Origin of the sequence: Embleya sp. NPDC005575 (assembly GCF_040605455.1) — a bacterium.
Taxonomy (GTDB): domain Bacteria; phylum Actinomycetota; class Actinomycetes; order Streptomycetales; family Streptomycetaceae; genus Embleya.
Map to the genome: position 1 here is coordinate 41,498 of NZ_JBEXCV010000019.1, position 24,578 is coordinate 66,075.

General features: G+C 69.1%; 23 protein-coding genes. 14 read left to right on the top strand and 9 right to left on the bottom strand.

Annotation, left to right across the window (positions count from 1 at the left end; translation table 11 throughout):
* Positions 1–163 precede the first annotated feature (163 nt).
* Entirely contained in the window at positions 164–460 is a 297-nt protein-coding gene (locus ABZS54_RS09390) for a hypothetical protein (RefSeq protein WP_355532754.1), read from the bottom strand.
* A gap of 533 nt (positions 461–993) precedes the next feature.
* Between ABZS54_RS09390 and ABZS54_RS09395 the strand changes: the two genes are divergently transcribed.
* From ABZS54_RS09395 to ABZS54_RS09430, 8 genes are all read left to right on the top strand, one after another.
* Positions 994–2,430: a hypothetical protein gene (locus tag ABZS54_RS09395; RefSeq protein ID WP_355532756.1), complete on the top strand. Its 1,437-nt coding sequence runs from the start codon at positions 994–996 to the stop codon at positions 2,428–2,430.
* A gap of 82 nt (positions 2,431–2,512) precedes the next feature.
* Positions 2,513–3,079 carry a YetF domain-containing protein gene (locus ABZS54_RS09400; RefSeq protein WP_355532758.1) on the top strand — a complete coding sequence of 189 codons (567 nt, stop codon included), beginning with the start codon at positions 2,513–2,515 and terminating at the stop codon, positions 3,077–3,079.
* 180 nt (positions 3,080–3,259) lie between these two features.
* Complete coding sequence (locus tag ABZS54_RS09405; RefSeq protein ID WP_355532760.1) at positions 3,260–3,658, top strand: GNAT family N-acetyltransferase; 399 nt, start codon at positions 3,260–3,262, stop codon at positions 3,656–3,658.
* A gap of 160 nt (positions 3,659–3,818) precedes the next feature.
* Complete coding sequence (locus tag ABZS54_RS09410) at positions 3,819–5,336, top strand: CYTH and CHAD domain-containing protein (RefSeq protein ID WP_355532762.1); 1,518 nt, start codon at positions 3,819–3,821, stop codon at positions 5,334–5,336.
* Between the two features lie 41 nt (positions 5,337–5,377).
* The gene (locus tag ABZS54_RS09415; protein ID WP_355532764.1) at positions 5,378–5,536 is read left to right on the top strand and encodes a hypothetical protein; all 159 of its coding nucleotides are present in this window, start codon (positions 5,378–5,380) and stop codon (positions 5,534–5,536) included.
* A 53-nt stretch (positions 5,537–5,589) separates the two neighbouring features.
* Positions 5,590–5,751, top strand: coding sequence for a hypothetical protein (locus ABZS54_RS09420; RefSeq protein ID WP_355532766.1), 162 nt, complete (start codon positions 5,590–5,592; stop codon positions 5,749–5,751).
* Positions 5,748–6,296, top strand: coding sequence for a PD-(D/E)XK motif protein (locus ABZS54_RS09425; RefSeq protein ID WP_355532768.1), 549 nt, complete (start codon positions 5,748–5,750; stop codon positions 6,294–6,296). Before ABZS54_RS09420 ends, ABZS54_RS09425 begins: the two co-directional genes overlap by 4 nt.
* A 261-nt stretch (positions 6,297–6,557) precedes the next feature.
* A complete protein-coding gene (locus ABZS54_RS09430; RefSeq protein WP_355532770.1) occupies positions 6,558–6,944 on the top strand; it encodes a DUF427 domain-containing protein in 387 nt (128 codons plus the stop codon).
* Between the two features lie 112 nt (positions 6,945–7,056).
* On the opposite strand, the gene dmpG is transcribed toward ABZS54_RS09430, so the two are convergent.
* From dmpG to ABZS54_RS09470, 8 genes are all read right to left on the bottom strand, one after another.
* Positions 7,057–8,070, bottom strand: coding sequence for a 4-hydroxy-2-oxovalerate aldolase (gene dmpG / locus ABZS54_RS09435; protein WP_355532772.1), 1,014 nt, complete (start codon positions 8,068–8,070; stop codon positions 7,057–7,059).
* Complete coding sequence (locus ABZS54_RS09440) at positions 8,067–8,984, bottom strand: acetaldehyde dehydrogenase (acetylating) (RefSeq protein ID WP_355532774.1); 918 nt, start codon at positions 8,982–8,984, stop codon at positions 8,067–8,069. The genes dmpG and ABZS54_RS09440 overlap by 4 nt, the downstream gene beginning before the upstream one ends.
* A complete protein-coding gene (locus tag ABZS54_RS09445) occupies positions 8,981–10,123 on the bottom strand; it encodes an amidohydrolase family protein (RefSeq protein WP_355532776.1) in 1,143 nt (380 codons plus the stop codon). The genes ABZS54_RS09440 and ABZS54_RS09445 overlap by 4 nt, the downstream gene beginning before the upstream one ends.
* 188 nt (positions 10,124–10,311) lie before the next feature.
* Positions 10,312–10,896, bottom strand: coding sequence for a 3-hydroxyanthranilate 3,4-dioxygenase (locus ABZS54_RS09450; RefSeq protein ID WP_355532778.1), 585 nt, complete (start codon positions 10,894–10,896; stop codon positions 10,312–10,314).
* A 28-nt stretch (positions 10,897–10,924) separates the two neighbouring features.
* A complete protein-coding gene (locus tag ABZS54_RS09455; protein ID WP_355532780.1) occupies positions 10,925–11,389 on the bottom strand; it encodes a RidA family protein in 465 nt (154 codons plus the stop codon).
* Positions 11,386–12,225 (bottom strand): fumarylacetoacetate hydrolase family protein, encoded by an 840-nt coding sequence (locus ABZS54_RS09460; RefSeq protein ID WP_355532782.1) that lies wholly within the window; start codon positions 12,223–12,225, stop codon positions 11,386–11,388. The genes ABZS54_RS09455 and ABZS54_RS09460 overlap by 4 nt, the downstream gene beginning before the upstream one ends.
* A complete protein-coding gene (locus ABZS54_RS09465; RefSeq protein WP_355532784.1) occupies positions 12,222–13,037 on the bottom strand; it encodes a fumarylacetoacetate hydrolase family protein in 816 nt (271 codons plus the stop codon). Before ABZS54_RS09465 ends, ABZS54_RS09460 begins: the two co-directional genes overlap by 4 nt.
* Before the next feature lie 103 nt (positions 13,038–13,140).
* Positions 13,141–14,604, bottom strand: a complete 1,464-nt coding sequence (locus ABZS54_RS09470) for a 2-hydroxymuconic semialdehyde dehydrogenase (RefSeq protein ID WP_355532786.1) — start codon at positions 14,602–14,604, stop codon at positions 13,141–13,143.
* Positions 14,605–14,933: 329 nt separating this feature from the next.
* Here ABZS54_RS09470 and ABZS54_RS09475 point away from each other — a divergent pair, with 329 nt between their 5' ends.
* The 6 genes from ABZS54_RS09475 (at position 14,934) to ABZS54_RS09500 (ending at position 24,414) form a co-directional block, all read left to right on the top strand.
* Positions 14,934–16,454 carry a class I SAM-dependent DNA methyltransferase gene (locus ABZS54_RS09475; RefSeq protein WP_355532788.1) on the top strand — a complete coding sequence of 507 codons (1,521 nt, stop codon included), beginning with the start codon at positions 14,934–14,936 and terminating at the stop codon, positions 16,452–16,454.
* Positions 16,451–17,671, top strand: coding sequence for a restriction endonuclease subunit S (locus ABZS54_RS09480; RefSeq protein ID WP_355532790.1), 1,221 nt, complete (start codon positions 16,451–16,453; stop codon positions 17,669–17,671). Before ABZS54_RS09475 ends, ABZS54_RS09480 begins: the two co-directional genes overlap by 4 nt.
* Positions 17,672–17,728: 57 nt before the next feature.
* Positions 17,729–21,190 (top strand): DEAD/DEAH box helicase family protein, encoded by a 3,462-nt coding sequence (locus tag ABZS54_RS09485; RefSeq protein WP_355532792.1) that lies wholly within the window; start codon positions 17,729–17,731, stop codon positions 21,188–21,190.
* A 326-nt stretch (positions 21,191–21,516) separates the two neighbouring features.
* Entirely contained in the window at positions 21,517–22,392 is an 876-nt protein-coding gene (locus ABZS54_RS09490; RefSeq protein ID WP_355532794.1) for an alpha/beta hydrolase, read from the top strand.
* Between the two features lie 298 nt (positions 22,393–22,690).
* Positions 22,691–23,842, top strand: coding sequence for a cytochrome P450 (locus ABZS54_RS09495; protein ID WP_355532796.1), 1,152 nt, complete (start codon positions 22,691–22,693; stop codon positions 23,840–23,842).
* Between the two features lie 287 nt (positions 23,843–24,129).
* Positions 24,130–24,414: a hypothetical protein gene (locus ABZS54_RS09500; RefSeq protein WP_355532798.1), complete on the top strand. Its 285-nt coding sequence runs from the start codon at positions 24,130–24,132 to the stop codon at positions 24,412–24,414.
* Positions 24,415–24,578: the final 164 nt, after the last annotated feature.

Sequence of the window (24,578 nt, forward strand, 5' to 3'; positions counted from 1 at the left end):
GTGCCTGCGGGTCCCACCCCGGATACGTCGGTCGGGCCTGCCCGAATGCGCGAACAATGCGAGCGTGCGGTGGATCTCGGCGAGATCCGCCGGGGACAGTACCTTCGTCATGAATTTCCCAGCCTCGTAGTGGTGTTGCGTGACACTTCGGTGGTGGAGCGGGTCATCCGGACAGTCCGGCCGCCCGGTCCGCGATCGTCGCCGCCGTCAGGTCGGCGTGGTCCTCCAGCACGGTGAAGTGGTCACCGGTGATGCCGATCGGGTCGTGCGGCAGCGGCCGGTACGCCCGCCGGTCCCAGCGACCCGCCGGGCCGATCACGGTGCCCTCGGCCAGGGCCGACAGCGACACCACGCCCGAGACCGATTCGCGCTGTCCTGTCGGCAGGACCCGCAGCGCCGCCCGCTCACCCTGGTCGCGCGCCACCGACACCCGCTCGACCCGGGCACCGGCGGCGGTCAACAGGGCGGTCAGGAAATCCGCCCACGCGGTCCGCGCGATCGCCTCGGCGCCGCGCGGACCGGGCCTGCGCGCCGGCGGCGTCTCGGGGGTGCGGGGGGCCGGGGCATTCGTCCGCGTCGACTCCGCGTGGACTCCGCGTCGATCTCCGCGTCGATCTCCGTCCGGAAGATTGTTCGCGCGAAGCGTGAGGATTCACCGGCCACGGTGTCCCAAGGAGGCAGGATCCGGCGGGGAGCCGGGCCACCTCGGGGGGACGCATGCAGGAAACCGCGCACGACGGCGATCAACCGGACGGTCATGTTCCGATTGATCTGCGCAAGGGCCTTTCGGCCGCACGGCACGACGACGAACACCCGGCCCTCGATGGGCAGACGACGCTCGCTCGGGCGCCGCTCGATCACCTGACGGACCGAGAAGTGACGGACCTTCGAAAGACGGATGTTCGGAAGCCGGACCGTCGCGCGACCGACCATCCGACGACAGGGCGTCAGGCTCCCACGCCCGCACCGGAACCGACCGGCCTGATCTACGATTTGATCCGCTGGCCGATCCGCATTCTCGCGGTGATCGTGTTGTTGCCGACCCGATTGGCTTGGGAACTGCTCAAGGTGCTCGGCCGGAGCACCCGGGACCGGATCCTGTTCCCGGCCGGTCGGCTTCTGGTGGTGCTGGGACGCGCGCTCGGGTTCGCGGTGCGGAACTGGTTCCTGATCCCGATCGTGCGGGCGATCCTGGCCATCGGGCGCCGGCTCGACATATGGGTGTGGGAGCTGATCCTGGTCCCGCTCGCGAAGGCCGTGCGGGCCGGTGTGTTCGCGGTGGGCCGGGGGTTGCGGTGGCTGGCCGTCGGCGTGTTGTGGCGCGGGCTGCGGCTGTTCGGCCGCTATGCCATCGTGCTGCCGCTGCGGTGGGTCCGGACCGTGCTGCTGCCTCCGCTCGGCGCCGCGCTGGTTGCGCTCGCCCGGTTCGTGATCCGCGCCGCCCACCTGCTGGGCACCGCGACCGCACGTGCCCTGTACTTCCTTCTCGTGGTGCCCGCCCGGTGGGGTTGGCGGACCGCCCGGGTGCTCGGTCGCGGCTTCGGACGGTGGCTCCACTACGTACTGATCGTGCCGCTGAAGTGGCTGTGGCGCGGGGTGGTGGCCGGGGCGCGGGTCGGCCGACGTGGTCTGGTCGTGCTCGGGCGGGGCGTGGGCTTCGCGCTCCGGCACGTGGTGCTGACGCCGGCCGGATGGGTGCTCCGCGGCCTGGCCCGCGGAGCCGACCTGATCGGGCGCGGCCTGCGCTTGGGCGCCCGCTTCGTGGCACGCGGGCTGTACCTCGGCCTCGTCGTCCCGATCCGCTGGGCCGGCCGAGGCACCGTGCGCGCGCTGCGGCTCGTCGGGCGCGGCATGGCGGCGGTCGGGCGCGGCATCGCGATCGTGTTCGACGTGGCCGTCGCCCGACCGGTGGTCTGGGCCTGGCATCGGGTCGTCCGCCTCGTCCGCGCACTCGGCCGGGCGCTGCGCTTCCTGATCGTGCTGCCGCTGCGCTGGGCCGGCCGCAAGACCGTACTCCTGGCCCGGTTGATCGGCCGGGCGCTGCGCTTGCTGACCGTGGTGCCGGCGCGCTGGGCCGGCCGCAAGACCGTGCGCCTCGGCCGATGGACCGGCCGCAAGACCATATCGGCCACCCGGTCGATCGGTCGGGGGCTGCGCTTCACGACGGTCCGACCGGCGATCCGGATCGGGCGCCGTACGGTGCTCCTGGGCGGCGCGACCGCTCGGGCGCTGCGCGTACTGATCGGGCGACCGCTGATATGGGCGAGGACGTCGGTCCTGACACCCACCACGCGCGCGATCGCCCACGGTTGGCACGCGACGCTCGGCCCGATCGGCGCGATCTCGCGCACCGTCTGGGCTCAATCCCGCCAGGCCGGCCGCGACGTGCGCCGCGCACTGTCGTTCGGCATGAGGTCGTCCGACAAGTAGCCGGGTCCCGGCCCCCGAATCGCCTCCAGCCGCGGATCACCAATGCGCAGAAAAGTAGCAAATCACCCATATTCTTGCCGCCATGTGGCACGACATGCTGGTCTCCGGCATCCCGTGGACCGAGAAGGCGCTCCGCACGATCCTCGTCTACATCGCGATCGTGGGCCTGCTGCGGTGGACGGGCAAACGCGAACTGGCCCAGCTCAACACCTCCGACCTGGTGGTCATGCTGCTGCTGTCCAACGTCGTGCAGAACGCGATCATCGGCCCCGACGACTCGGTCACGGGCGCGCTGTTCGGCGCCGTCGTGCTGCTCCTGTTCAACGCCGCGATGGTCCGCTGTTCGGCGCGCTGGGACGGCTTCGCCAAGGCCTTCGAGGGCACCGCCACCGTGCTCGCCCGGGACGGCGCCTACGACCACGCCCGGATCACCAGGATGGGCCTGCGGCTCGCCGACCTGGACGCGGCGGTCAAGCATCAGGGCGGCGACGACATCGCGGAAACCACCACCGTCACCCTCGAACCCGGCGGCGCCCTCCTGGTCGTCCTGCGCCGGGCCGACCAGAGCGCCGACAAGAGCGACATCGCCGCGCTCGACGCGAGACTGCACCGCATCGAGACACTGCTCCTGAGCCGACCGATCTCCTGACCCGGGCGACGTCCCGACCGAAAGCTACGCCGCCGACCCACACCAATGCCCGCAATCAAGGCCGAAGCGTCCCGGCACGCACCCCGACCATGGTGTGTCCATTGCCTGCAACGGCTTCTGGAATGGGAGCAAATCTCGTTGAATGTCGTCGTGGATACGAACGTGGCGACGATTCGGCGTGTGACGACGGTGGCGGACGTGATCGCGGCCGGGGACCTCTTCGACGACCCGGTACGCCCGGACTGGGCGGCCCGCTTCCTGGGCGAGGCGGGGCATCACATCCTGCTCGCCTACGTGGGCGCCACCCCGGTCGGGATGGTCACCGGCGTCGAGACGACGCACCCGGACAAGGGCACCGAGATGTTCCTGTACGAACTGGCCGTCGCCGACGACCACCGGCGCCACGGCATCGGCCGCGCCCTCACCGAGGCGCTGGCCGAGCTGGCCCGCAAACGCGGCTGTTACGGCATGTGGGTGCTCACCGAGCGCGACAACGAGGCCGCCCTCGCGACCTACCGCGCCGCCGCGGCCGACACCGAGTCCGACCACGTCATGTTCGCCTGGACCTTCGACACCTGAGCCGGCGCGCCCGCCCGTGTCGGGGCGGCCGAATCGGGCACAGGTATCCGCGAGCCCGGTCGGCGAGCTCCGGTTCCGGACGCACCGGCCATCACCCCCGCGGGGCGCTCCGACGACCCGGTCGAGCCCCTCCCGACGCCCCAGGAAGCAGGTGCGTGCCATGGCCGAGGTCGTGCGTGAGGTCGAGCGCAAGTATGTCGCGCCGGACGGGGTCGGTGTGCCCGACTTCGCCGGGATGTCGGGCGGGGTGCGGGTCGAGGACGGGAAGACCGTCGAGTTGGACGCGATGTACTTCGACACGCCCGCTCTGGCGCTGGCCGCGCGCGGGATCACGCTGCGCCGCCGGACCGGCGGCGCGGATGCCGGGTGGCATCTGAAGCTGCCCGCCGGGGTGGACGCACGGGACGAGGTACGGGTACCGCTGGGCGCCTCCGAGCGGGAGGTGCCGGCCGAGCTCGCGGTGCGGATCCGGGCGTTCACGCGCGACGGCGAGCCGGTGCCGACGGTCCGGCTGCGGACCGTGCGCGAGGTGCGGCTTGTACGGGCGGGCGGGCCGACCCTGGCCGAGATCGCGCGCGACGCGGTGACCGCGGAGGTGTTCGCCGGGTCGGGCGTGACCACGATGTCCTGGACCGAGGTCGAGGTCGAACTCGTGGACGGTGAGCCGGGGCTGCTGAACGCGCTGGATCGGCGGCTGGTCAAGGGAGGTTGGCGGCGCGCGGAGACCGCGTCCAAGCTCGGGCACGCGCTGGCCGAGGCGGGCCGACGGGCCGAGCGCCGGGTCGCGAAGCCGCGTGCGGGAAGCGCCGGCGCGGTGGCGCTGGACTACGTTCTCGAACAGGTCGACACGCTGCTCGCGTATGACCCCCGGGTCCGGCTCGACGAGCCCGACGCGGTGCACAAGATGCGGGTCGCCACCCGGCGGCTGCGCAGCGCCTTCCGGGTCTTCTCGAAGGTGCTCGACGAGCGGGTGACCGGCATCCTGGGCGCCGAACTCAAGTGGCTGGCTGCCGAGTTGGGACGGGTTCGGGACCAGGAGGTGCTCGTCGAACGGCTGCGCGAACGCATCGCCGCACTGCCCGCGGAGGCAGTGCTCGGACCGGTGGAGGCCCGGCTGACCGCCTGGGACGCGCGGCGCACCGCCGAGGCCCGGGCCCGCGTCCTCGCCGAACTCGACGGCGCGCGCTACTTCGCCCTCCTGGACGCGCTGGACGTCCTGGTCGCCCGCCCACCGTTCACCGCCCGGGCCGGCCAACCGGCCCGCCGCCCGGCCGCGGCGGCCCTGCGTCGCAGCGACCGGCGGATCTCCAGGCGGGCCCGGGTCGCGCTGCGCTCCCCCGCCGGGCGGGCCCGCGACACCGCCCTGCACGAGGTGCGCAAGGCGGCCAAGCGGGTCCGCTACGCCGGCGAGGCCACCCGCCCGGCGCTGGGCAAACCCGCCAAGCGGCTCACCAAGCGGGCCAAGGAGATGCAGGAACTGCTGGGCACGCACCAGGACAGCGTGCAGACCCGCAAGGCCTTGCGCCGACTGGCCATCGCGGCCCACGCCGCGGGCGAGAGCGCCTTCACGTGGGGGCTGCTCTACGGCGAGGAGGTCGTGCTCGCACAGTGCATCGAGAAGGAATTCCCGAGCCACTGGCACGACTTCGCCCGCTCCCGGTTGCGCCGGGGGCTGTAGCCGAACTCCCCGGTCCGAGGGTGTGGGATGCAGGGGTGGGCATGGACGACTGGCGTTTCGACGTACCTACGAGCGGCAGCAAGCACCTGCCCCCGGATCCGGGGTACATCAAGGGACTGGCCAGTCAGGGTTACCGCTTCGAGGAGGCCGTGGCCGACCTGGTGGACAACTCGACCGCGAGGAGCGCCGACTGCTGCTGAACAAGCAGTTCCGCGCCGCGCTGCTCGGCGGCCGACGCGGCGGCCTCAACGACGTGCCGGTGCTCAAGACGCTGCTGTATCTGCTGATGAACGAGGCGTTCACAGGCGAGCGGATCGGTCCACGGGTCAAGGACAACCTGGACCTGTGGCAGTCGCTGCTGCTGACCGCGGTCAAGAGCGAGACCGCCAAGTACGGCTCCGAGAGCACCTCGTGAGCGCCGACCATCGCAGCAGGCATCTGAGCTGCGACGCGCCGCGCGACCACCTCGACAACCGGATCCCGGTGGCACCCGGCACGAAGGCGCCGCGCCTGGGGATGCACGGGATTCGGGCGGTGTGTGTGCTGGACGGGGGTGAGCAGTTCCTCCAAGTGTCCATCGAACAGACCAAGCTGCTGCGCGAGTTCCACATCGTGTGTTGCGAGATCGCGGACCGCGTCCAGGTGGAGGGCTCGGCGCCGGTACCGGCCGTACAGGAAACGGTGCTGGCCTGGCGCAGGCTCCTGGCCCGGGGACGTCGGATGTCGCTCCAGGAGGAGATCGGCCTGTTCGGCGAGCTGCTCACGCTGATCGGCCTGGCCGCGCCCCGGCGCGGTTGCCTGCTGCTCTACCCCACCATGGAGCCCGATCAAAACGAACTCGTGATGGCCTTCGCCCTGGTCCCGCCCAGCAGCGCGATCTCCCCCGACCGCCGTCTCGTCGCGTTCCGCGCCAAGGACTCCTCCCGAGCCGCCTCCGCGATCGTGGCGGCACCGGCCTGACCGTCGTCCGTCATGCCCGAACGAGGCGACCCACCTCTCGGTGGCACCGCCCCGTTCATGGCTTCGCCCGAGGCCCGGGCCCGGCCCTCGGATCGTGGTCCTGGTGCGCCCGGAGTGACCAGGGGATGCCGCCGTTGTCGAGACAGAGGTACACCGGGCCGTGTGCCGCGCGCCGCACCCGGAATGGTTCGCCGGCTGCGACCGTTGTTCGAAAGACGGCCGGCGATACCACGACCGCCGGCGAAACCGGAGGAGACGCGCATGCCGACACCCCTGCGGGGCCACCGCGTGACGACTGTGCACAGCACGCAGACCGTGACGGTCGAGATCGACGGAGAGATCGTCGCCCGAACCGAGCGCCCGGTCGTGCTGCACGAGACCGGACTTCCGATCCGGTACTACCTGCCGCCGGGCGACGTGGACCTGACCCGCTTCAAGCCCACCGACACGCACACCACGTGTCCGTTCAAGGGTCAGGCGTCCTACTGGACCTACCTGGGCAACGGCGACACCGGGCTGCGGACCGACGTGGCCTGGGCATACCCGGATCCGATCGACGCGGTCCCGGACATCGCCGGGCATCTGTGCTTCTACGACACCGTCGCCCGGGTCACCGTCGAGGGCGAGCCGCCTGCACCGCCGGCCTGACCTACGACACCGCTCCCTCGCACCCCGAAACGACCGCGAGGCGGGCCGCAAGACGGCGGGAGGAGCCGGTACCGCCCCCTCGGCGGTACCGCCCCCTCCCCTCGCCCGCCCGCTACTTCGTGGCGTTCACCAGGTCGAGCGCGATGTCGACGATCATGTCCTCCTGGCCCCCGACCATGCCGCGCCGGCCGACCTCGACCAGGATGTCCCGGGTGTCCAGGCCATAGCGGACGGCCGCGTCCTCCGCGTGGCGCAGGAAGCTGCTGTACACACCCGCATAGCCGAGGGTCAGGGTCTCCCGGTCGACTTGGACCGGGCGGTCCTGCAACGGGCGCACGATGTCGTCCGCCGCGTCCATCAGCCGAAAGACCTCGCAGCCGTGCCGCCACCCCATCAGGTCCGCGACCGCGACGAACGCCTCCAGCGGACAGTTGCCCGCCCCCGCGCCCATCCCGGCCAGCGAGGCATCCACCCGGCGCACGCCGTGCTCCACCGCGACCACCGAATTGGCCACGCCCAGACCGAGGTTGTGGTGCGCATGGATGCCGATCTCGGTCTCCTGCGCCAGCACCTCGCGGTACGCCCGCACTCGGTCGCGGACGCCGTCCATGGTGAGCCGGCCGCCCGAGTCGGTGACGTACACACAGTGCGCGCCGTACGACTCCATCAGGCGGGCCTGGCACGCCAGTTCGTCCGCCGGTGCGAGGTGACTCATCATCAGGAAGCCGGCCACGTCCATGCCCAGCTCGCGTGCCGCGGCGATGTGCTGGGCGGAGATGTCCGCCTCGGTGCAGTGCGTGGCCACCCGGACCGAGCGAACTCCCAGGTCGTAGGCCCGGCGCAACTCGGCCAGGGTGCCGATGCCCGGCAGCAGCAGGGTGGTCAGCTTGGCCCGGGTGACCACCTCGGCCGCCGCCGCGATCCACTCGTCGTCGGAGTGCGCACCCGGCCCGTAGTTGACGCTCGAACCGGCCAGCCCGTCGCCGTGCGCGACCTCGATCGCATCCACGCCGGCCGCGTCCAGCGCGGCGGCGATCTCACGGACCTGGTCGGTGGTGTACCGGTGCCGGATGGCGTGCATGCCGTCCCGCAGGGTCACGTCCTGAACGTAGATTTCGTACGTCATCGGGTGGCCGACCTCTCTGCCACGCGCAGCGCGGCCGACGTCATGATGTCCAGGTTTCCGGCGTAGGCCGGCAGGTAGTGGGCCGCGCCCTCGACCTCCAGGAAGACCGAGACCAACCGCCCCGGCCCGCCGGCGAGTGCGGCAAGCGGGTCGTCCGAGGCGATGGCCCGGAACTGCACGTCCTGCTTGAGTCGGTAGCCCGGCACGTACTCGGCGACCTCGGCGACCATGGTCTGGATGGACGCGGTCACCGCCGCCTCGTCGGCGTCATCGCCGATCACGCAGTACACCGTGTCTCGCATGATCATCGGCGGTTCGGCCGGGTTCAGCACGATGATCGCCTTGCCTCGAGCCGCGCCGCCGACCTGTTCCAGGGCGTGCGAGGTGGTCTCGGTGAACTCGTCGATGTTGGCCCGGGTGCCGGGGCCGGCCGAGCGGGAGGAGATGGACGCGACGATCTCCGCGTAGCGCACCGGCGTTGTGCGCGACACCGCGGCGACGATGGGCACCGTTGCCTGACCGCCGCAGGTGACCATGTTCAGGTCGGCCGCGTCCAGGTGCTCGTCCAGGTTGACCGGCGGAATCACATACGGGCCGAGTGCGGCCGGCGTCAGGTCGATCAGCCGCTTCCCGTACGGCGCGAGCACCTTGGCGTTGTGCCGGTGCGCGCCCGCCGAGGTCGCGTCGAAGACGATCTCGACGTCCGCGAAGCCGGGCAGCGCGATCAGGCCCTCGACACCCTTGTCCGTGGTCGGCACGCCGAACCGGGTCGCCCGGGCCAGGCCCTCCGATTCGGGGTCGATGCCCACCATCACGGCGAGTTCGAGCGTTCGGGACACTCGGAGAATCTTGATCATCAGGTCGGTGCCGATGTTGCCCGACCCGATGATGGCGACCCTGGTCCGGTCGGTCATCGCTTCAGCCCCTTCGTGAGTTCCGCCAACTGTCGCGCCGACTCCGACCCCGGCTCCTGTATTGCGCCCTGGGTCGCGTCCTGTGCCGACACCCGCGCCGACTCCCGCGCGGTGCCGGCGGGTCCGGCGGCCTCGGCGCGCCGCCCATCGAGCCCGAAGAACCGTGCCGCGTTGCCGCCGAGGATCAACTCACGCTGTTCCGGGCTCAGTTCGGGGCATGCCCGGACCACCCCGCCCGGGTCCGACTCGCCCAGCGGGAACGGGAAGTCGGTACCGAGCATGACCCGGTCCGGCCCCATCACCTCGACCAGCAGCCGCAGCGCGCGCGGGTCGAACACGGCCGAGTCGACGTAGAACCGGCGTACGTACTCCGACGGTGGTCTGGGCGAGTCGGCCCGGACCAGGTCCCGGTTGTGCCAGGCGTTGTCGGCCCGGCCGAGCAGGAACGCGAAGCTGCCACCGCCGTGGCAGAAGCACAACTTCAGCGACTCGGGCAACTTCTCGAACGCACCCTGGAGGATCATTCCCAGGATGCTCAGCTGGGTCTCCGCGGGCATCCCGACCAGCCACGGCAACATGTGCCCGCGCATGCGCTCGCCGCCGAGCATGTCCCACGGGTGCACGAGCACCGGGATCTCCTCGGCGGCGCAGTGCGCGAGGAATTCCACGATCCCGTCGTCGCCGAGGTATCGCTCGCCGACGTGGTTGCCGATGTGCACCCCGCGGTGCCCGGCGGCCGCCGCCCGGGACGCGGTCTCGCAGGCCGCACCGATGTCCTGGAGCGGGACCTGACTCAGCGGCAACAACCGCTCCGGGTCGAGCGAGCAGTAGTCCAGGATGCGGTCGTTGACCAGGTCGCACCACTCGACCGCCCGGGCGGTCTCGGCCGCGTAGCCGAACATCAGCGGCGTCGAGGAGATCGCCTGCGCGTCCACGCCGAGCGCGTCCATGTCGGTCAACCGGCGCTCGGGGTCCCACAGCGGCGCGATCACCGGTCGGTACTCGTCCTCGCCGCTCATCATCATCCCGGTGCCGTCGCCGTGGACCCGCAGCCACGGCTCGCCCGCGCCCGTCAGGATGCGGCTCTCGGCCTGCGAGATCCTCGGGAAGACGTGCGAGTGGACGTCGATGACAGTCACGGAACCTCCGTGGTTCACCGCCGGGCTCGGCCGGCGGTCGGGGCAGTGGTGGAGATCGGGTGGCGGGGTCCGGTGCGGGGCGCCGTGGACGGCGAGCACTTCCGGCGGCGACGGCGGAGTCACGGTCACGCGACACCGGGGTCACGCGACACCGAGGTCAAGCGGCCCGGGCGCACAAGGCGCCGGGGTCACGCCGACGCGTCGGCTCGGAGCACGGTCCGTGGGCGCAGTGCGTCCGGCCATTGCCGGCCCGGGTGCGTCGCGCCGCAGTGCGGGCACGTGCGGTCGCCGTCGTAGAACGCCTCGAACAGCGGCGGCAAGTCGTCGACGATGGACTGGAGCTGCACCGGCAAGCGGTTCACCAGCCGGTGACACTCGACGCAGTACCACTCGAACGCGTCGACCAGGCCCTCGGCCCGGCTGAACTCGACCACCAAACCGATGCTGCCCACCTCCGGCCGCTGCGGTGAGTGCCGCACGTGCGGCGGCAGCAGGAAGACGTCGCCCTCGTTGATCTGGATGTCGACCGGCGGCTTGCCCTGCTCCTCCATCACCCGGAGCACCATGTTGCCCTGGAGCTGGTAGAAGAACTCCTCGATCGGGTCGTCGTGGAAGTCGGTGCGCTGGTTGGGCCCGCCGACCACGGTGACCACGAGGTCGGCCTCGGTCCAGATCTGGATGTTGCCGACCGGCGGCTTCAGCAGATCCCGGTGTTCGTCGATCCACCGGGTGAAGTTGAACGGCAGGCCATTGGTCAGTTTCGGCAGGCTCATCTCGCGGTTCCTTTCTCTCGCGATCGGTTCAGGACTCGACGACGCCGGTGGTCCTCGACGGGGTGGATCGGTTCGGCCGCGGCAGGTACGCGACGCACGAGATCTCGATCAGCAGGTGCGGATGCGGGAGTTGGTGCACCGCGACGGTCGTGCGGGTGGGACCGGTCTCATCGAAGTACTCGGCGTAGACCTCGTTGTAGCCGCCGAAATCGTTCATGCTGACCAGATAGGTGGTGAGCGAGACCGTGTCGGCCAGGCCGCCGCCGGCCGCGGCCAGCAGGTCGGCGATGTTCTCGATCACCGCCCGGGTCTGCGCCCGGATGTCGAGGTCGGTGGTACCCATCGCGTCGGCGCTCGCACCGACGAAGCTGCCGTCCGGCCGCCGGGAGCTGGTGCCGGACACGTAGACGAAGTCACCGGCCCGCTTGACGTGTGGGAACCGGCCGCGCGGGGTGGCCTTTCCGGCAACCAGGATGCCGTCGTCGGCGCTCATCGGGTGGTCACCTCCGCGCGGCCGAGGCCGGCTGCGGACACGCGCACGTGCACGCCCTCGGGCAGTGGCATCGCGGCGGTGGCAGCCCCCGCGAGCACGACCCATCCGGGCCTCAGTTCGAGGCCGACCTCGGCGGCCAGTCGGGCCGCCGCGATCAGCGAACGCAGCGGGTTGCCCAGGATCGCCGCCGAGGAGCCGCTCGCCACGACCCGCCCGTCGATCTCGACGAGCAGGCCCAGGTTGCTCAGGTTCATCCCGGTCGGGTCGTGCCAGGTGCCGAACCCGAAGCCGGCCGCCGACGCGTTGTCCGCGATCACGTCGGGAAGCGTGAAATTGAAATCGGCGTAGCGCGAGTCCAGTACCTCGTAGGCGACCGCGACGCCGGCGATCGCGCGGACCGCTTCGGCGGGGGTGACCGTGCCGGACAGCGGGCTGCCGATCAGGAACGCGATTTCCGGTTCGATCCGGGGATGGATCAGGTCGGCCAGGTCGAGCACGCCGCCCTCCTCCACCAGCATCGCGTCGGTGAGCAGGCCCCAGATCACGTCGTCCACGCCCATCTGGATCATCTTGGCGCGGCTGGTGAAGCCCATCTTGACGCCGATCAGCGCCTCGCCCCGGCTCAGCCGGCGGTCGATCACGGTGCGCTGCACCCGGTACGCGGCGGCCAGATCGAGCTCGGTGGTGTCGGTGAGGCGGGCCACGGTCCGGTGGGCGAGGGCGGCCTCGTCGAGGGTCGCGGCCAGACGGGCGACGAGTTCGGGGTCCGCTGGTTGGGGGGCGGCCGGCCGTCGGGTGTCGACTGCCTGTATGTCGACTGCCTGTATGTCGCTCATGAGGTCTCCTCCTTCGATTTCGTCGCCGCGAATGCGACCCGGACGTCGCCGAGCCCGTCGATCCGGGCCTCCAGCACGTCACCCGGGACGACCGCCACCATCGGGCCGAGTGCGCCGGTGAGCACGGTGTCTCCGGCGCGTAGCGGTCGACCGAGCCGGACGAGGGTGTCCGCGAGCCAGATCGCCGCGTTCAGCGGGTGGCCCAGGCAGGCCGCGCCGATGCCGGTGGAGACCGGCTCGCCGCGCCGCTCCAGAACCATGCCGGCGAGGCGCAGGTCCAGGTCGCCGAGCGCCACCGGCCGGGTACCGAGCACGTACATCCCGGAGGAGGCGTTGTCCGCGACGGTGTCCGCGAGGGTGATGTCCCAGTCCCGCACCCTGCTGCCGCAGACCTCGATCGCGGGCAGCACGAAGGCGGTGGCTCGGATCAGGTCGGCGACGGTGTGCCGCTCGTGCGTCAGGTCGGCGTCCAGCACGAGCGCGACCTCGGCCTCGACTCTGGGCTGGAGCACGGCGCCGACCGGGATCTCGGCGCCGTCCGGAACCGCCATGTCCGCGTACAGCATGCCGCAGTCCGGTTCCTGGACCTGGAGTTGGCGCTGCACAGCGGCGGAGGTCAGGCCGATCTTGCGCCCGACCAGCCGGCGGCCCTCGGCGAGCCGACCCAGGGTCAGCCGCTCCTGGACCGCGTACGCGTCCGCGACACCGGTGATCAGGTCGCGGATCGGCGCACACGGCACGCCGGTCCGCTCCGCGCCGAGCAGTCGTGCGGCGGCGGCGTCGATGGCCTCGCTCGTCGTCCCCGCCGCCATCCCTGTAGCTGTAGCTGTAGCTGTCGTTGTCACCGGTGTCGTCTCCGTCGTTGGTTCTTTCGCTGCCACTGTCGGAACCGTTCCTTCGGATCTTGCTGCGGATTCATATCTTGATGCAGATGTTGACCGGCTCGGAGAAGAAGTCCAACGAGTACTCGCCGCCCTCCCGGCCGATCCCGGATGCCTTGATCCCGCCGAACGGCGTCCGCAGGTCCCGCAGATTCCAGCAGTTGACCCACACGATCCCGGCCTCGACGCGCGGGGCGACCCGGTGCGCGCGGGACAGGTCGCGGGTCCAGACCGTCGCGGCCAGGCCGTACCGGCTGTCGTTGGCGAGCGCGATCGCCTCGTCCTCGGTGTCGAACGGCAGCACGTGGCAGATCGGCCCGAAGACCTCCTCCTGCACGGTGCGCGCGCTCTGCGCCAGGCCGGTGAGCACGGTCGGCTCGACGTGGAACCCCCCGTCGCGCTCGTCGCCGAAACTCGGCACACCACCGCCCGCGACGACCGTGGCGCCCTCCTCGACCGCAAGCCGATAGTAGGACAGCACCTTGTCCCGGTGCGCGGCCGAGATCATCGGCCCGTAGTCGGTCAACGCCCGTGCCCGGGCCCCGAGTTCGGCCACAAAGGCGGCGAAGATCGAGCGCTCGACGTAGACCCGCTCGGTGCACAGGCAGATCTGCCCGGAGTGGGTGAAGGCGGACCGTACGGTGCCCGCCACGGCCTCCTCGAAGTCCGCGTCGGCGAACACGATCGCCGGGTTCTTGCCGCCGAGTTCGAAGGACACCGGGGTGATGTGTTCGGCGGCCTTGCGCATGATCGCGCTGCCGGTGGCCGACTCGCCGGTGAACGCGATCGCGTCCACACCCGCATGCGCGGTGAGGAACTCCCCGGCGGCGCCCGCGCCGTGACCGTGAATCAGATTGAACGTGCCGACGGGCAGCCCGGCGTCGTGGATCACCTCGGCGAGCAGCGTCGCGGTGGACGGCGTCTCCTCGGACGGTTTGGCGACCACGGTGTTGCCGGCCGCGAGGGCGGGCGCCACCTTCCAGGTCAGCAGCAGCAGCGGGAGGTTCCACGGCGAGATGATCGCGACCACGCCCAGCGGACGGCGCACGGTGTAGTTGAGCGCCTGGCCGACGCCGCCGCTCCACCCGGGCACGGCGGTCGAATGGGCCCGCTCGGGCCGCCCGTAGAGCAGGTCGGCGTAGGCGCGAAAGTTGCCGATCGCGCGCGGGATGTCGACGCCGGCCGCGAGCTCGCGTGGCTTGCCGGTGTCGGCGACCTCGGCGTCCACGAATTCGTCGAACCGAGCCTGGATCCCGTCCGCGATCCGCCGCATCGCCTCGGCCCGCACCTCGACACTCGCCGAGCCCCACGCGGCCAGCGCACCGTGCGCGGCCGCCACGGCGGCGTCCACGATCACCCGATCGGCCTCGGGAACCTCACCCGCGACGGCCCCATCCACCGGGTTCACCAGCGGGAAGCCTTCACCACCCGCCCGAGTGAACTCCCCAGCCACATAGTGCGCGGGCAGCACACCCTCCCCGGCCACCGACCGACCCATCGCCCATCCCTTCGCCGCAAACCCCGTCCCAGGGAGCCTCTCTCGGCGAAGACATGCCCGTCCAATACTCTTTGTCCTCCACTACATGCCATTTCTGATATGCCTCAGGCCGGCAGATCGCCCGCCCAGCCGGCGCAAGCAATCACTCAGCCCCTCGGCTCGGCGACCCACACCCGACGCCGTTCATCGACTTCACACGCGCCGAGACCCCTCTGGTGACCTGCTCACCCGGATTCCGGGCTTCGCCCCCGGCAACTGCTGTCCGCCCTCGTCGGCGAGGCCGATATCGACGGTGAAGACTGTCGGCGGACTCCGTTAGCCTGCTTCGTGTGATCACGGGTGAGCTGAAGAGCAAGATCGACCGACTGTGGGACGCCTTCTGGTCCGGAGGTATCTCCAACCCACTGGAGGTGATCGAGCAGGTCACCTACCTGATGTTCATCCGGCGTCTCGACCTGCTGGAACAGGCCAAGGAGAACAAGGCCAACCGGACCGGACGGCCGATCGAGAACGCGATCTACAAGGACGAAACGCAGATCCTGCGCTGGTCGGTGTTCGTCAACGAGTCCCCCGAGAACATGCTCACCCGGGTGCGCGACGGCGTCTTCCCTTGGCTGCGCGCCCTGGGCGGTGATGGCTCCACCTACGCGCACCACATGAAGGATGCCCGCTTCACCATCACCACCCCGAACCTGCTCGCCAAGGCCGTCGACATGCTGAACGACATCGACATGGGCGACAAGGACACCAAGGGCGACCTGTACGAGTACATGCTCGGCAAGATCGCCACAGCCGGGCAGAACGGCCAGTTCCGTACGCCCCGGCACATCATCCAGCTGATCGTCGAGATGATGGCGCCGGCCCCGGGCGACGAGATCTGCGACCCGGCGTGCGGTACGGCCGGCTTCCTGGTCGCCTCCGCCGAGTACGTCGAGCGCACGCACCGCGAGGCATTGTTCGAGCCGGCCCAACGGCGGCACTTCAACGAGAGCATGTTCCACGGCTTCGACTTCGACAGCACCATGCTCCGCATCGGCAGCATGAACATGCTGCTGCACTCGGTCGAGAACCCCGATATTCGCTACCGCGACTCGCTCGCCCAGAGCGCCGCAGCCGAGGCCGACAGCTACTCGCTCATCCTCGCCAACCCACCCTTCGCCGGCAGTCTCGACTACGACGCGACGGCGGCCGACCTGCAAAAGGTCGTCAAGACCAAGAAGACCGAGCTGCTGTTCCTTGCTCTGTTCCTGCGCCTGCTCAAGCCGGGCGGCCGAGCGGCCGTGATCGTACCGGACGGGGTGTTGTTCGGCTCCAGCAAAGCGCACAAGGACCTCCGGAAGCTGCTGGTCGAGGGCCACAAACTGGACGCGGTGGTGAAGCTGCCGGGTGGCGTCTTCAAGCCGTATGCGGGGGTCTCCACGGCGATCCTGTTCTTCACCAAAACCAACAGCGGTGGTACGGACAACGTTTGGTTCTACGAGGTCACGGCGGACGGCTGGAGCCTCGACGACAGGCGCACACCGCTGCTGCCGGAGGACAAGCTCGGACCGCTGGTTGGCGATGGCGAGCTGAACGAGGACGAGCACGCGAAGAACAACCTGCCCGACGTGGTGGCGCGGTGGCGTCGCCGAAACGGAAGCGAGCAGGAGCGTGCACGGACCGAGCAGAGTTTCTGCGTTGCCAAGGGTGACATTGCCGCTCAGGGTTACGACTTGAGCCTCAACCGATACAAGGAAATCGTCCACGAAGAGGTCGGGCACCGAGCGCCATTCGAGATCATGGACGAGCTTGCAAGGATCGAAGCGGAGATCCAGCAGGGGATGAGCGAGCTGAAGGTGATGCTGGGATGAGCTCGTACCCAATTGTGCCGCTGGGAGACTTCTGCGAAATCGTATCAGGGGCAACGCCGAAGACCGGCGTGGCGGACTTCTGGGACGGGGATGTCCACTGGGTGACCCCCAAAGACCTAAGCGATCTTCAGGGGAAATTCATCGGTGATACTCGTCGAAAGATCACCGGGGCCGGCCTGCGAAGCTGCGCGACATCGGTGCTCCCTGAGGGTTCGGTGCTATTCAGCTCTCGCGCCCCCATCGGCCATGTCGCAATCAATACCGTACCGATGGCCTCGAATCAGGGCTTCAAGAGCCTTATTCCCGATCGGGAGCGCGCCGACGCGAACTACCTATACCACTGGCTCAGCGCCCACCGTTCCTACTTGGACTCCCTCGGCAACGGAGCAACCTTCAAAGAGGTTTCGAAGGCTGTCGTATCCAAGGTCGCCGTCCCTTTGCCGCCACTTGATACCCAGCGCCGTATCGCCCAGGTGCTGGACCGTGTGGCCACGCTGCGAGCCAAGCGCCGCGAGGCCATCACCCTCCTCGACGACCTCGTTCGGTCCATCTTTCTCAGCATGTTCGGAGACTCGGATCCAACCTGGCCCCGCGTTACAGTGAACGCCATTGCCAGGGACGTCAAAAACTCTATCCGAACCGGCCCATTCGGCAGTCAACTACTACATGAAGAATTTGTTGACTCCGGGATTCCTGTGCTCGGCATCGACAATGCAGTGGCCAATGAATTCAGGTGGCAGGGCCGGAGGTTCGTCAGCGAGGAAAAGTATAAGAAGCTGGCCCGGTACAGGGTTTACCCCGGTGACGTCTTGATCACCATCATGGGGACCTGCGGCCGCTGTGCGGTCGTGCCCGACGACATCCCAATTGCCATCAACACAAAGCATCTCTGCTGCATCACTCTAGAGCAGGACAAATGCCTACCGGAGTTCTTGCATCGCTACTTTCTGATGCATCCTGATTCTCGAAAGTACCTACGCCAGACCGCCAAGGGTGCGATCATGGCGGGTCTCAATATGGGCATCATCAAAGACCTTCCCGTCACGCTCCCGCCGATCGACATGCAGCAGGAATTCGTGGACAGAAGCAGGGCCGCGGAAAAGGCCAAGGCAACGAATGTGGCTCACCTCGCCGAGCTTGACGCCCTGTTTGCTTCGCTCCGGGCCCGTGCATTCCGGGGCGAGCTTTGGGCGGATAACGCTGCACCGACAACCTGAACTCCGCCGCGCCACGCTGAACCACCCCTGCGCCCGCACCAGCGAAAGGTCATCACCGTGAGCAACTTCGGGTTCCTTCAGGCCGAGTGGCCGGAGCTGCACAGTGAGGCACTCCGTGCTGAGCGGCTGGCCCACGCGGACCCGCGGGCGTCCGCGTTCTACGCGCGCCGCGTGCTGGAGCTCGCACTGACGTGGTTGTTCGAGGCGGACGATGCGCTGGAGTTGCCGTACCAGACCGATCTGGCCGCGCTGATCGCCGAGCCGACGCTGGTCAGGGCAGCCGGCCCGGCGATCCGGGCGAAGATGGATGTGATCCGCCGTCAGGGCAACGTCGCTGTGCACCGCAAGACGCCCGTCGCTCCGAAGGACGCGGTGCGTACGGTCGCCGAGCTGTTCCACGTCATGTACTGGATGGCCCACACCTACACCCTCGACCAGGCCAACCTTCCCGCGCCCGCCGTCGCGTTCGACACCGCGCTGATCCCGCGCCCGGTCTCGGCCGAGATGCGGATCGCCAAGCAGGCCGAGCTGAAGGCCCTGGCAGAAAAGTACGCCGCGCAGGACGCCGCTCTGGCAGCCGAGCGGAAGAAGAACCAGGACCTCGACGCCGAGATCGTTGAACTGCGCACGCAGATCAAGGCAGCCAAGGCGGCGAACGAGGCCCACCCGGACACCCACGACTACAACGAGGCCGAGACTCGCACCCTGATCATCGACCTCCTCCTCAAGGAGGCCGGCTGGGCACTGGACCAGCCGCAGGACCGCGAGTACTCAGTCACCGGGCTGCCGGAGTCGGCCGCCACCTCCGGCAAGGGCAAGATCGACTACGTCCTGTGGGACGACGACGGCAAGCCCCTCGCCCTTGTGGAGGCCAAGCGCACCACCCGCGACCCGAAGCAGGGCAAGCACCAGGCCAAGGTCTACGCGGACGCCTTGGAGGCGCAGTTCAACCAGCGTCCGGTGATCTTCTACACCAACGGCTACCACGCGTACCTCTGGGACGACCTGAAATACCCGCCTCGTGAGGTCCAGGGCTTCTACACCAAGGACGAGCTGCGCCTGCTGGTTCAGCGCCGCGCCGGCCGCCGCATCCTCGCGCAGCTGCCGATCAACGAGCAGATCGCCGGCCGCCATTACCAGACGAGGGCCATCCGGCGGATCGCCGACGCGTTCGAGAAGGACTCGCTGCGCCAGGCCCTGCTCGTGATGGCGACCGGCTCGGGCAAGACACGCACTGTCATCGCTCTGAGCGACCTGATGATGCGCGCCAACTGGGCCAAGCGCATCCTCTTCCTCGCCGACCGTAAGGCGCTGGTGAAGCAGGCCACCAACGCCTTCAAGGAGCACCTGCCCGGGGCCCCCGTCGTCGACCTGCTGGATGAGAAGGACCCCAACGCTCGGGTATTCGTCTCGACTTACCCGACGATGATGAACCTGATCAACCAGACCGATGCCGAGGGCCGCCGCCTCTTCGGTCCCGGCTTCTTCGACCTGATCGTCATCGACGAGGCACACCGCTCGATCTACCAGAAGTACGGCGCGATCTTCGACTACTTCGATGCTCTGTTGGTCGGGCTGACGGCCACGCCCAAGGACGAGGTCGACCGCAACACCTACCGCCGCTTCGAGCTGCAGGACGGCGTGCCCACCGACGTCTACAGCCTGGACGAGGCCGTGGCCGAGGGCTACCTGGTCGCCCCGCGCGCCGTCGACGTCCCGCTGAGTTTCCAGCGCGGCGGGATCAAGTATGACGACCTGTCCGAAGAGGACAAGGAGAAGTGGGACGAGACGGAGTGGAGCGAGGACGGTGACGTCCCCGACGAGATCACGACCGAGGAGCTCAACAAGTATCTCTTCAACGCCGACACCGTCGACAAGGCCCTGCAGGTGCTGATGACCCACGGGCTGAAGGTCGACGGCGGTGACAAGCTCGGCAAGACCATCATCTTCGCTGCCAACAACACGCACGCCGAGTTCATCGCGGAGCGCTTCGACAAGAACTACCCACACCTCAAGGGTGCCTTCGCGCAGGTCATCACCCACCGCAAGGAGTACGCGCAGAGCCTGATCGACGACTTCTCCGACTCCTCGAAGTTCCCGCAGATAGCCGTCTCCGTCGACATGCTGGACACCGGCATCGACGTCCCCGCAGTGGTCAACCTGGTCTTCTTCAAGCTGGTGCGCTCCAAGACCAAGTTCTGGCAGATGATCGGCCGCGGCACCCGCCTCGCACCCGACCTCTTCGGCCCCAACAAGAGCAAGGACGGCTTCCTGGTCTTCGACCTGTGCCAGAACATCGAGTTCTTCAACCAGAACCTGATGCGTGCTGAAGGCAAGCTCTCCCCCTCGCTCAGCCGGCGAATCTTCGAGCGCCGCGCGGACCTGCTTCTCGCACTCGACGGTGCGTCGGACTCCGGCCGGGACTCGGGCCCGGGGCCGGCCATGCACCCGGATTCCGACGGCATGGCTACTGAAGTCGGCCTGCGCTGGGACCTCGCCACGCGGCTGCACGACGAGGTCACGGCAATGAACCCGGAGAACTTCCTGGTGCGCCCGCAGCGGGAGTTCCTCGATACGTTCACCGACTTCGACGCCTGGCTCACATTCACGCCGGATGCCCACGCTCAGGTAGTCGACCACCTGGCCGGGCTCCCAACCGGCTTCCGGGACAAGGGCGATACCGGCGAGGAGGCCAAGCGCTTCGACCTGATCGCGCTCCGCCTCCAGCTCGCTGTCATGAACGGCGATCCGGGCTTCACACGCCTGCGGGACCAGGTCCAGGAAATCGCTTCCACCCTGCTCGACCAGCTGACCATCCCCGCGATCAAGACCCAGCAGCTTCTGCTCGACGAGGTTGCGGGCGACGAGTGGTGGCAGGACGTCACTCTGCCCATGCTGGAGACCATGCGCCGCCGCGTGCGTGGCCTCGTCCGCCTGATCGAGAAGAGCAAGCGCAACATCGTCTACACCGACTTCGAGGACGAACTCGGTCAGTTGACCGCCGCATCCCTGAACGGCATGGAGGTCGGCACCGACCTCACCCGCTTCGAGCAGAAGGTCCGCATCTACCTCAACACGCACCAGGAGCAGCTCGCCGTCCAGAAGATCCGGCGCAATAAGCAGATCACCGCCCTGGACCTGTCGGGGCTTGAAGCGATCTTCATCGAGGCCGGCCTCGCCACCACCGCCGACATCGACCACGTCAGGGACACCAACGGCGGCCTCGGGCTCTTCCTTCGCTCGCTGACAGGCCTGGAGCGGGACGCCGCCGCCCTGGCCTTCGAGATGTTCCAGCAGGGCAAGGCCTGCACTGCCAACCAGCTCCGCTTTTCCAACGAGCTGATCGACTACCTCGCGCGCAATGGCACGATCGACGTGGCCGCGCTCTATGAGTCCCCGTTCACGGCCATCGCCCCGACCGGCCCCGAAGCGATCTTCCACGAGGCGGACGTGGACGCCATGGTGACAATTATCCACTCGATCCGTTCCACCGCTGTCGCCGCCGACGGTGCGGCCTGACCATTTCACGCAGGAGAGAGACAGTGGCACCGCAGCAGAGCGATCAGCAAAACAACCGCCCTGGCATCAGGCGGAGCGGTCGTCTGGACTTCAGCGCGCCTGGGGACGACTGGTACGTCACCTGCCCTGCGCGCGGAACGAGGTAGGCAGGCGGCAGCGACCTCATCGAACCCCACGCAGTCCATGCAGTAGGCCGCCTGTCGGGAAGGGGGCTCCGCCGGCGAACTCCTCCAACGAAAATGAAACTAACGCCTCAAGAGAGCTTGACCCATTAGTCACTTCGGCGGTACAACTGACGCATCAGCACGCCGACGAAGGAAGAGATCATGGGCATCGCCGCCATTCCCCAGGTTGCACACCGCTTCGTGGACGTCGACGGGGTTCGGGTGTTCTACCGGGAGACCGGGCCCGCAGATGCGCCCACGCTGCTTCTGCTGCACGGGTTTCCGTCGGCCTCGCATCAGTTCCGTCGGCTCATGGACGCGCTGGGCAACGACTTTCGGCTGATCGCGCCGGACTACCCCGGATTCGGGCACACCGAGGTGCCGGTCGGGTTCACCTACTCGTTCGAGCGACTCACCGACGTGGTCGAGGGGTTCGTGGACGCACTCGGTCTGGCGCGGTACGTGCTCTACACCTTCGACTTCGGCGGCCCGATCGGCCTGCGGCTGGCCGAGCGCCGGCCGGCGGCGGTGGCCGGGCTGATCGTGCAGAACGCCAACGCCTACGCCGAGGGCCTGTCCGAGATGGCCCGCGACTTCATCGCGCTCACCCCCGACGTGCCGGGCGCCCGGGAGAAGGCCGCCCAACTCCTGGTGCTGCCGGTCACCCGGAGCCAGTACGAGGGCGGCACGACCGACCCCGCCCTGGTGGCCCCCGACGGCTGGACCCTGGACCAGCACTTCCTGGACCAACCGGGGCGCAAGGAGGCCCAGGTCGATCTGGCGCTGAACTACCACACCAACGTCACGCTGTACCCGAAGTGGCAGGCCTGGCTGGCCGAACACCGCCCGGCGACGCTCATCGTCTGGGGCCGCAACGACATCTTCTTCCCGGAACCCGGCGCACACGCCTACCTCGCCGACATCCCGAACGCCGAGCTGCACATCCTGGACACCGGCCACTTCGCCCTGGAGGACAAGCTCCCGGAAATCGCCCCCTTGATCGCGGACTTCCTGGCCCGAACCTGGAACGGCAGTTGATCGCCGGCTGATCGCGGACTTCCCGAACCGCCCGGCACGGCAGCCGATCGCCAACCTCCCGACATGATTCGGCGGCTCCGGCCGGCCACCGGGAGTGGCTCTCGGCACCGGCCGGAGTCGCTCGGCCGCCGCGACGACCCGTGTCTCGGAGGCCGACCCGACGGCGCTCCCGGGCCCGTCGCCCCGTGACAGTGGAACCGCGCCAGAACACGCTCCTCCCGAGCCGGGCAAACCGCGCTAGGTTGGCAAACACATTGTTGCCGAACGAAAGCGGTTTCCGGTGGATGTCGCCCGCGCCATGGCCCACGACCCACACGGCGTCTTCGCCCGGATGCGTGAGGCCGGCCCCGTGCACGCGATCGTCGCGCCGGACGGCAGCCCCGCGTGGTTGGTCACCAGGTACGCGGATGTCCAGGCGGCACTCGGCGACCCGCGGTTCTCGCTGGACAAGAGGCATGCCAAGCCGGGCGGTTACAAGGGATTCGAACTCCCGCCCGCCCTGGACGCCAACCTGCTCAACATGGACCCGCCCGACCACACCCGCCTGCGCCGCCTCGCCGGCCAGGCATTCACCCCGCGGCACACCGCCGACCTGCGCCCTCGTCTCGAACGTACCGTCGAGTCCCTGGCCGACGACCTCACCAGCCGCGAACGTGTCGACCTGGTCAAGGACTTCGCTTCGCCCTTCGCGGTCGGCGTGATCTGCGAACTGCTCGGCGTCCCGGCCGAGTCCCGGTCCGACTTCCGCACCTGGACCAACGCCGTACTGGGCGCGGACGCCACCCGCGAGGGCATCCGCTCGACGGTGCGCGAGATGTACGCGTTCTTCGTCGCGCTGCTCGCCGCCAAGCGCGCCGACCCCGGACCCGACCTGCTGTCCGCGCTGATCGCCGCGCGGGACGCCGACGACCGGCTCAGCGAGGACGAACTGACCTCCCTCGCCTTTCTGTTGCTCTTCGCGGGCTACGAGAATTCGGCCAACCTGATGGCCGGCGCCCTGTACGCGACGATCGAGGACGAGGCGTTGCGCGAAGCGCTGCGCGCCGATCCGGCGGCGGTTCCGGTGTTGGTCGAGGAGGTGGCCCGGCACATGTCGCCGGCCCTGCTCGCGATTCGCCGCTTCCCGCTCCAGGACCTCGAACTCGGCGGCGTCACCATCCCGGCCGGCGACACGGTCTTCCTCTCCATCGCCGCGGCCAACCGCGACCCGCGCCGCTATGCCCGCCCGGATCGGATCCAGTTGGACCGCCCCGATCCGGCCCGCCACCTGAGCTTCGGCCAGGGCATCCACTACTGCATCGGCGCACCCCTGGCCCGCCTGGAGGCCGAACTCGCGGTCCGCACCCTCTTGACCCGCTTCCCGAAGGCCCGCCGCCACGCGCCGATTTCCTGGCAGCCGTCGGTCCGAGTCCGCGGTCTGAGCAGCCTGCCGGTCGAACTCGGCAACTGACCTGCCCCACTCGTGTCGACCCTCGAACCCGCGCCCATACGGGGCGGGTTGCCGATTCCGGGTCACGGGCACGCGTCGGTATACACCGGATTCTCCGAATCGCTTCCATCCTCCCGCCCCTGGGAACAGTGAAGTGTCACAACTTTGTGAGAACCCTGTGTGGCGGCCGGATTCGCGGTGACGTCCGGACTGAAAAGCACGACAGTGTATGCAGCACGACAGGAGATCGGTGGTGCGACGCCACGACCGTCGAAGGGTGGCGTGCGCTGGATGGGGAGTCGGAGCAGATGTCTGTTCGTCGAGCGATTGCCACGCACGTGCACGAGCACCGCGTACCCGACCGAGGGACCCACGACCGGGCGCTCCTGCGCACCCGAGGCGATCGGCCGTCGGGCGTGCGCTGGTGGACCCGGCGCACCACGCAGGCCGCCGCGATGGGCGCGCTGATGATCGTGGCGTTGGTCGTCGGGCCTTCGCTCGGCATCCTGCCGTCGCTGTCCGCGCGCGTCGACGGAGTCAGCCGGATCACCAACGTGGTCCACGACTCGGACACGCCGGTCCACAAGCGCTGACCGGACGGCGCCTTCGCGCCCGACGGCCGGCTCGCCGTCGCGTCGCACCCCGACGGGGAGCCCGGCCGCTCACTCCTGCGCACTCGGGCCGGGCCCGTGACCCACGCCGAGTCCATGGCCATGCCGAGCCGTGGCTGCCGCCGAGCCGGTAAGGCGCCGGGGAC

Bases quoted from the DNA above. Each gene is read 5' to 3' on its own strand.
- ABZS54_RS09400 (WP_355532758.1), top strand. From the start codon at position 2,513: ATGTGGCACGACATGCTGGTCTCCGGCATCCCGTGGACCGAGAAGGCG.
- ABZS54_RS09410 (WP_355532762.1), top strand. From the start codon at position 3,819: ATGGCCGAGGTCGTGCGTGAGGTCGAGCGCAAGTATGTCGCGCCGGAC.
- ABZS54_RS09415 (WP_355532764.1), top strand. From the start codon at position 5,378: ATGGACGACTGGCGTTTCGACGTACCTACGAGCGGCAGCAAGCACCTG.
- ABZS54_RS09430 (WP_355532770.1), top strand. From the start codon at position 6,558: ATGCCGACACCCCTGCGGGGCCACCGCGTGACGACTGTGCACAGCACG.
- dmpG (WP_355532772.1), bottom strand. From the start codon at position 8,070: ATGACGTACGAAATCTACGTTCAGGACGTGACCCTGCGGGACGGCATG.
- ABZS54_RS09440 (WP_355532774.1), bottom strand. From the start codon at position 8,984: ATGACCGACCGGACCAGGGTCGCCATCATCGGGTCGGGCAACATCGGC.
- ABZS54_RS09450 (WP_355532778.1), bottom strand. From the start codon at position 10,896: ATGAGCCTGCCGAAACTGACCAATGGCCTGCCGTTCAACTTCACCCGG.
- ABZS54_RS09455 (WP_355532780.1), bottom strand. From the start codon at position 11,389: ATGAGCGCCGACGACGGCATCCTGGTTGCCGGAAAGGCCACCCCGCGC.
- ABZS54_RS09460 (WP_355532782.1), bottom strand. From the start codon at position 12,225: ATGAGCGACATACAGGCAGTCGACATACAGGCAGTCGACACCCGACGG.
- ABZS54_RS09465 (WP_355532784.1), bottom strand. From the start codon at position 13,037: ATGGCGGCGGGGACGACGAGCGAGGCCATCGACGCCGCCGCCGCACGA.
- ABZS54_RS09470 (WP_355532786.1), bottom strand. From the start codon at position 14,604: ATGGGTCGGTCGGTGGCCGGGGAGGGTGTGCTGCCCGCGCACTATGTG.
- ABZS54_RS09480 (WP_355532790.1), top strand. From the start codon at position 16,451: ATGAGCTCGTACCCAATTGTGCCGCTGGGAGACTTCTGCGAAATCGTA.
- ABZS54_RS09490 (WP_355532794.1), top strand. From the start codon at position 21,517: ATGGGCATCGCCGCCATTCCCCAGGTTGCACACCGCTTCGTGGACGTC.
- ABZS54_RS09495 (WP_355532796.1), top strand. From the start codon at position 22,691: ATGGCCCACGACCCACACGGCGTCTTCGCCCGGATGCGTGAGGCCGGC.
- ABZS54_RS09500 (WP_355532798.1), top strand. From the start codon at position 24,130: ATGTCTGTTCGTCGAGCGATTGCCACGCACGTGCACGAGCACCGCGTA.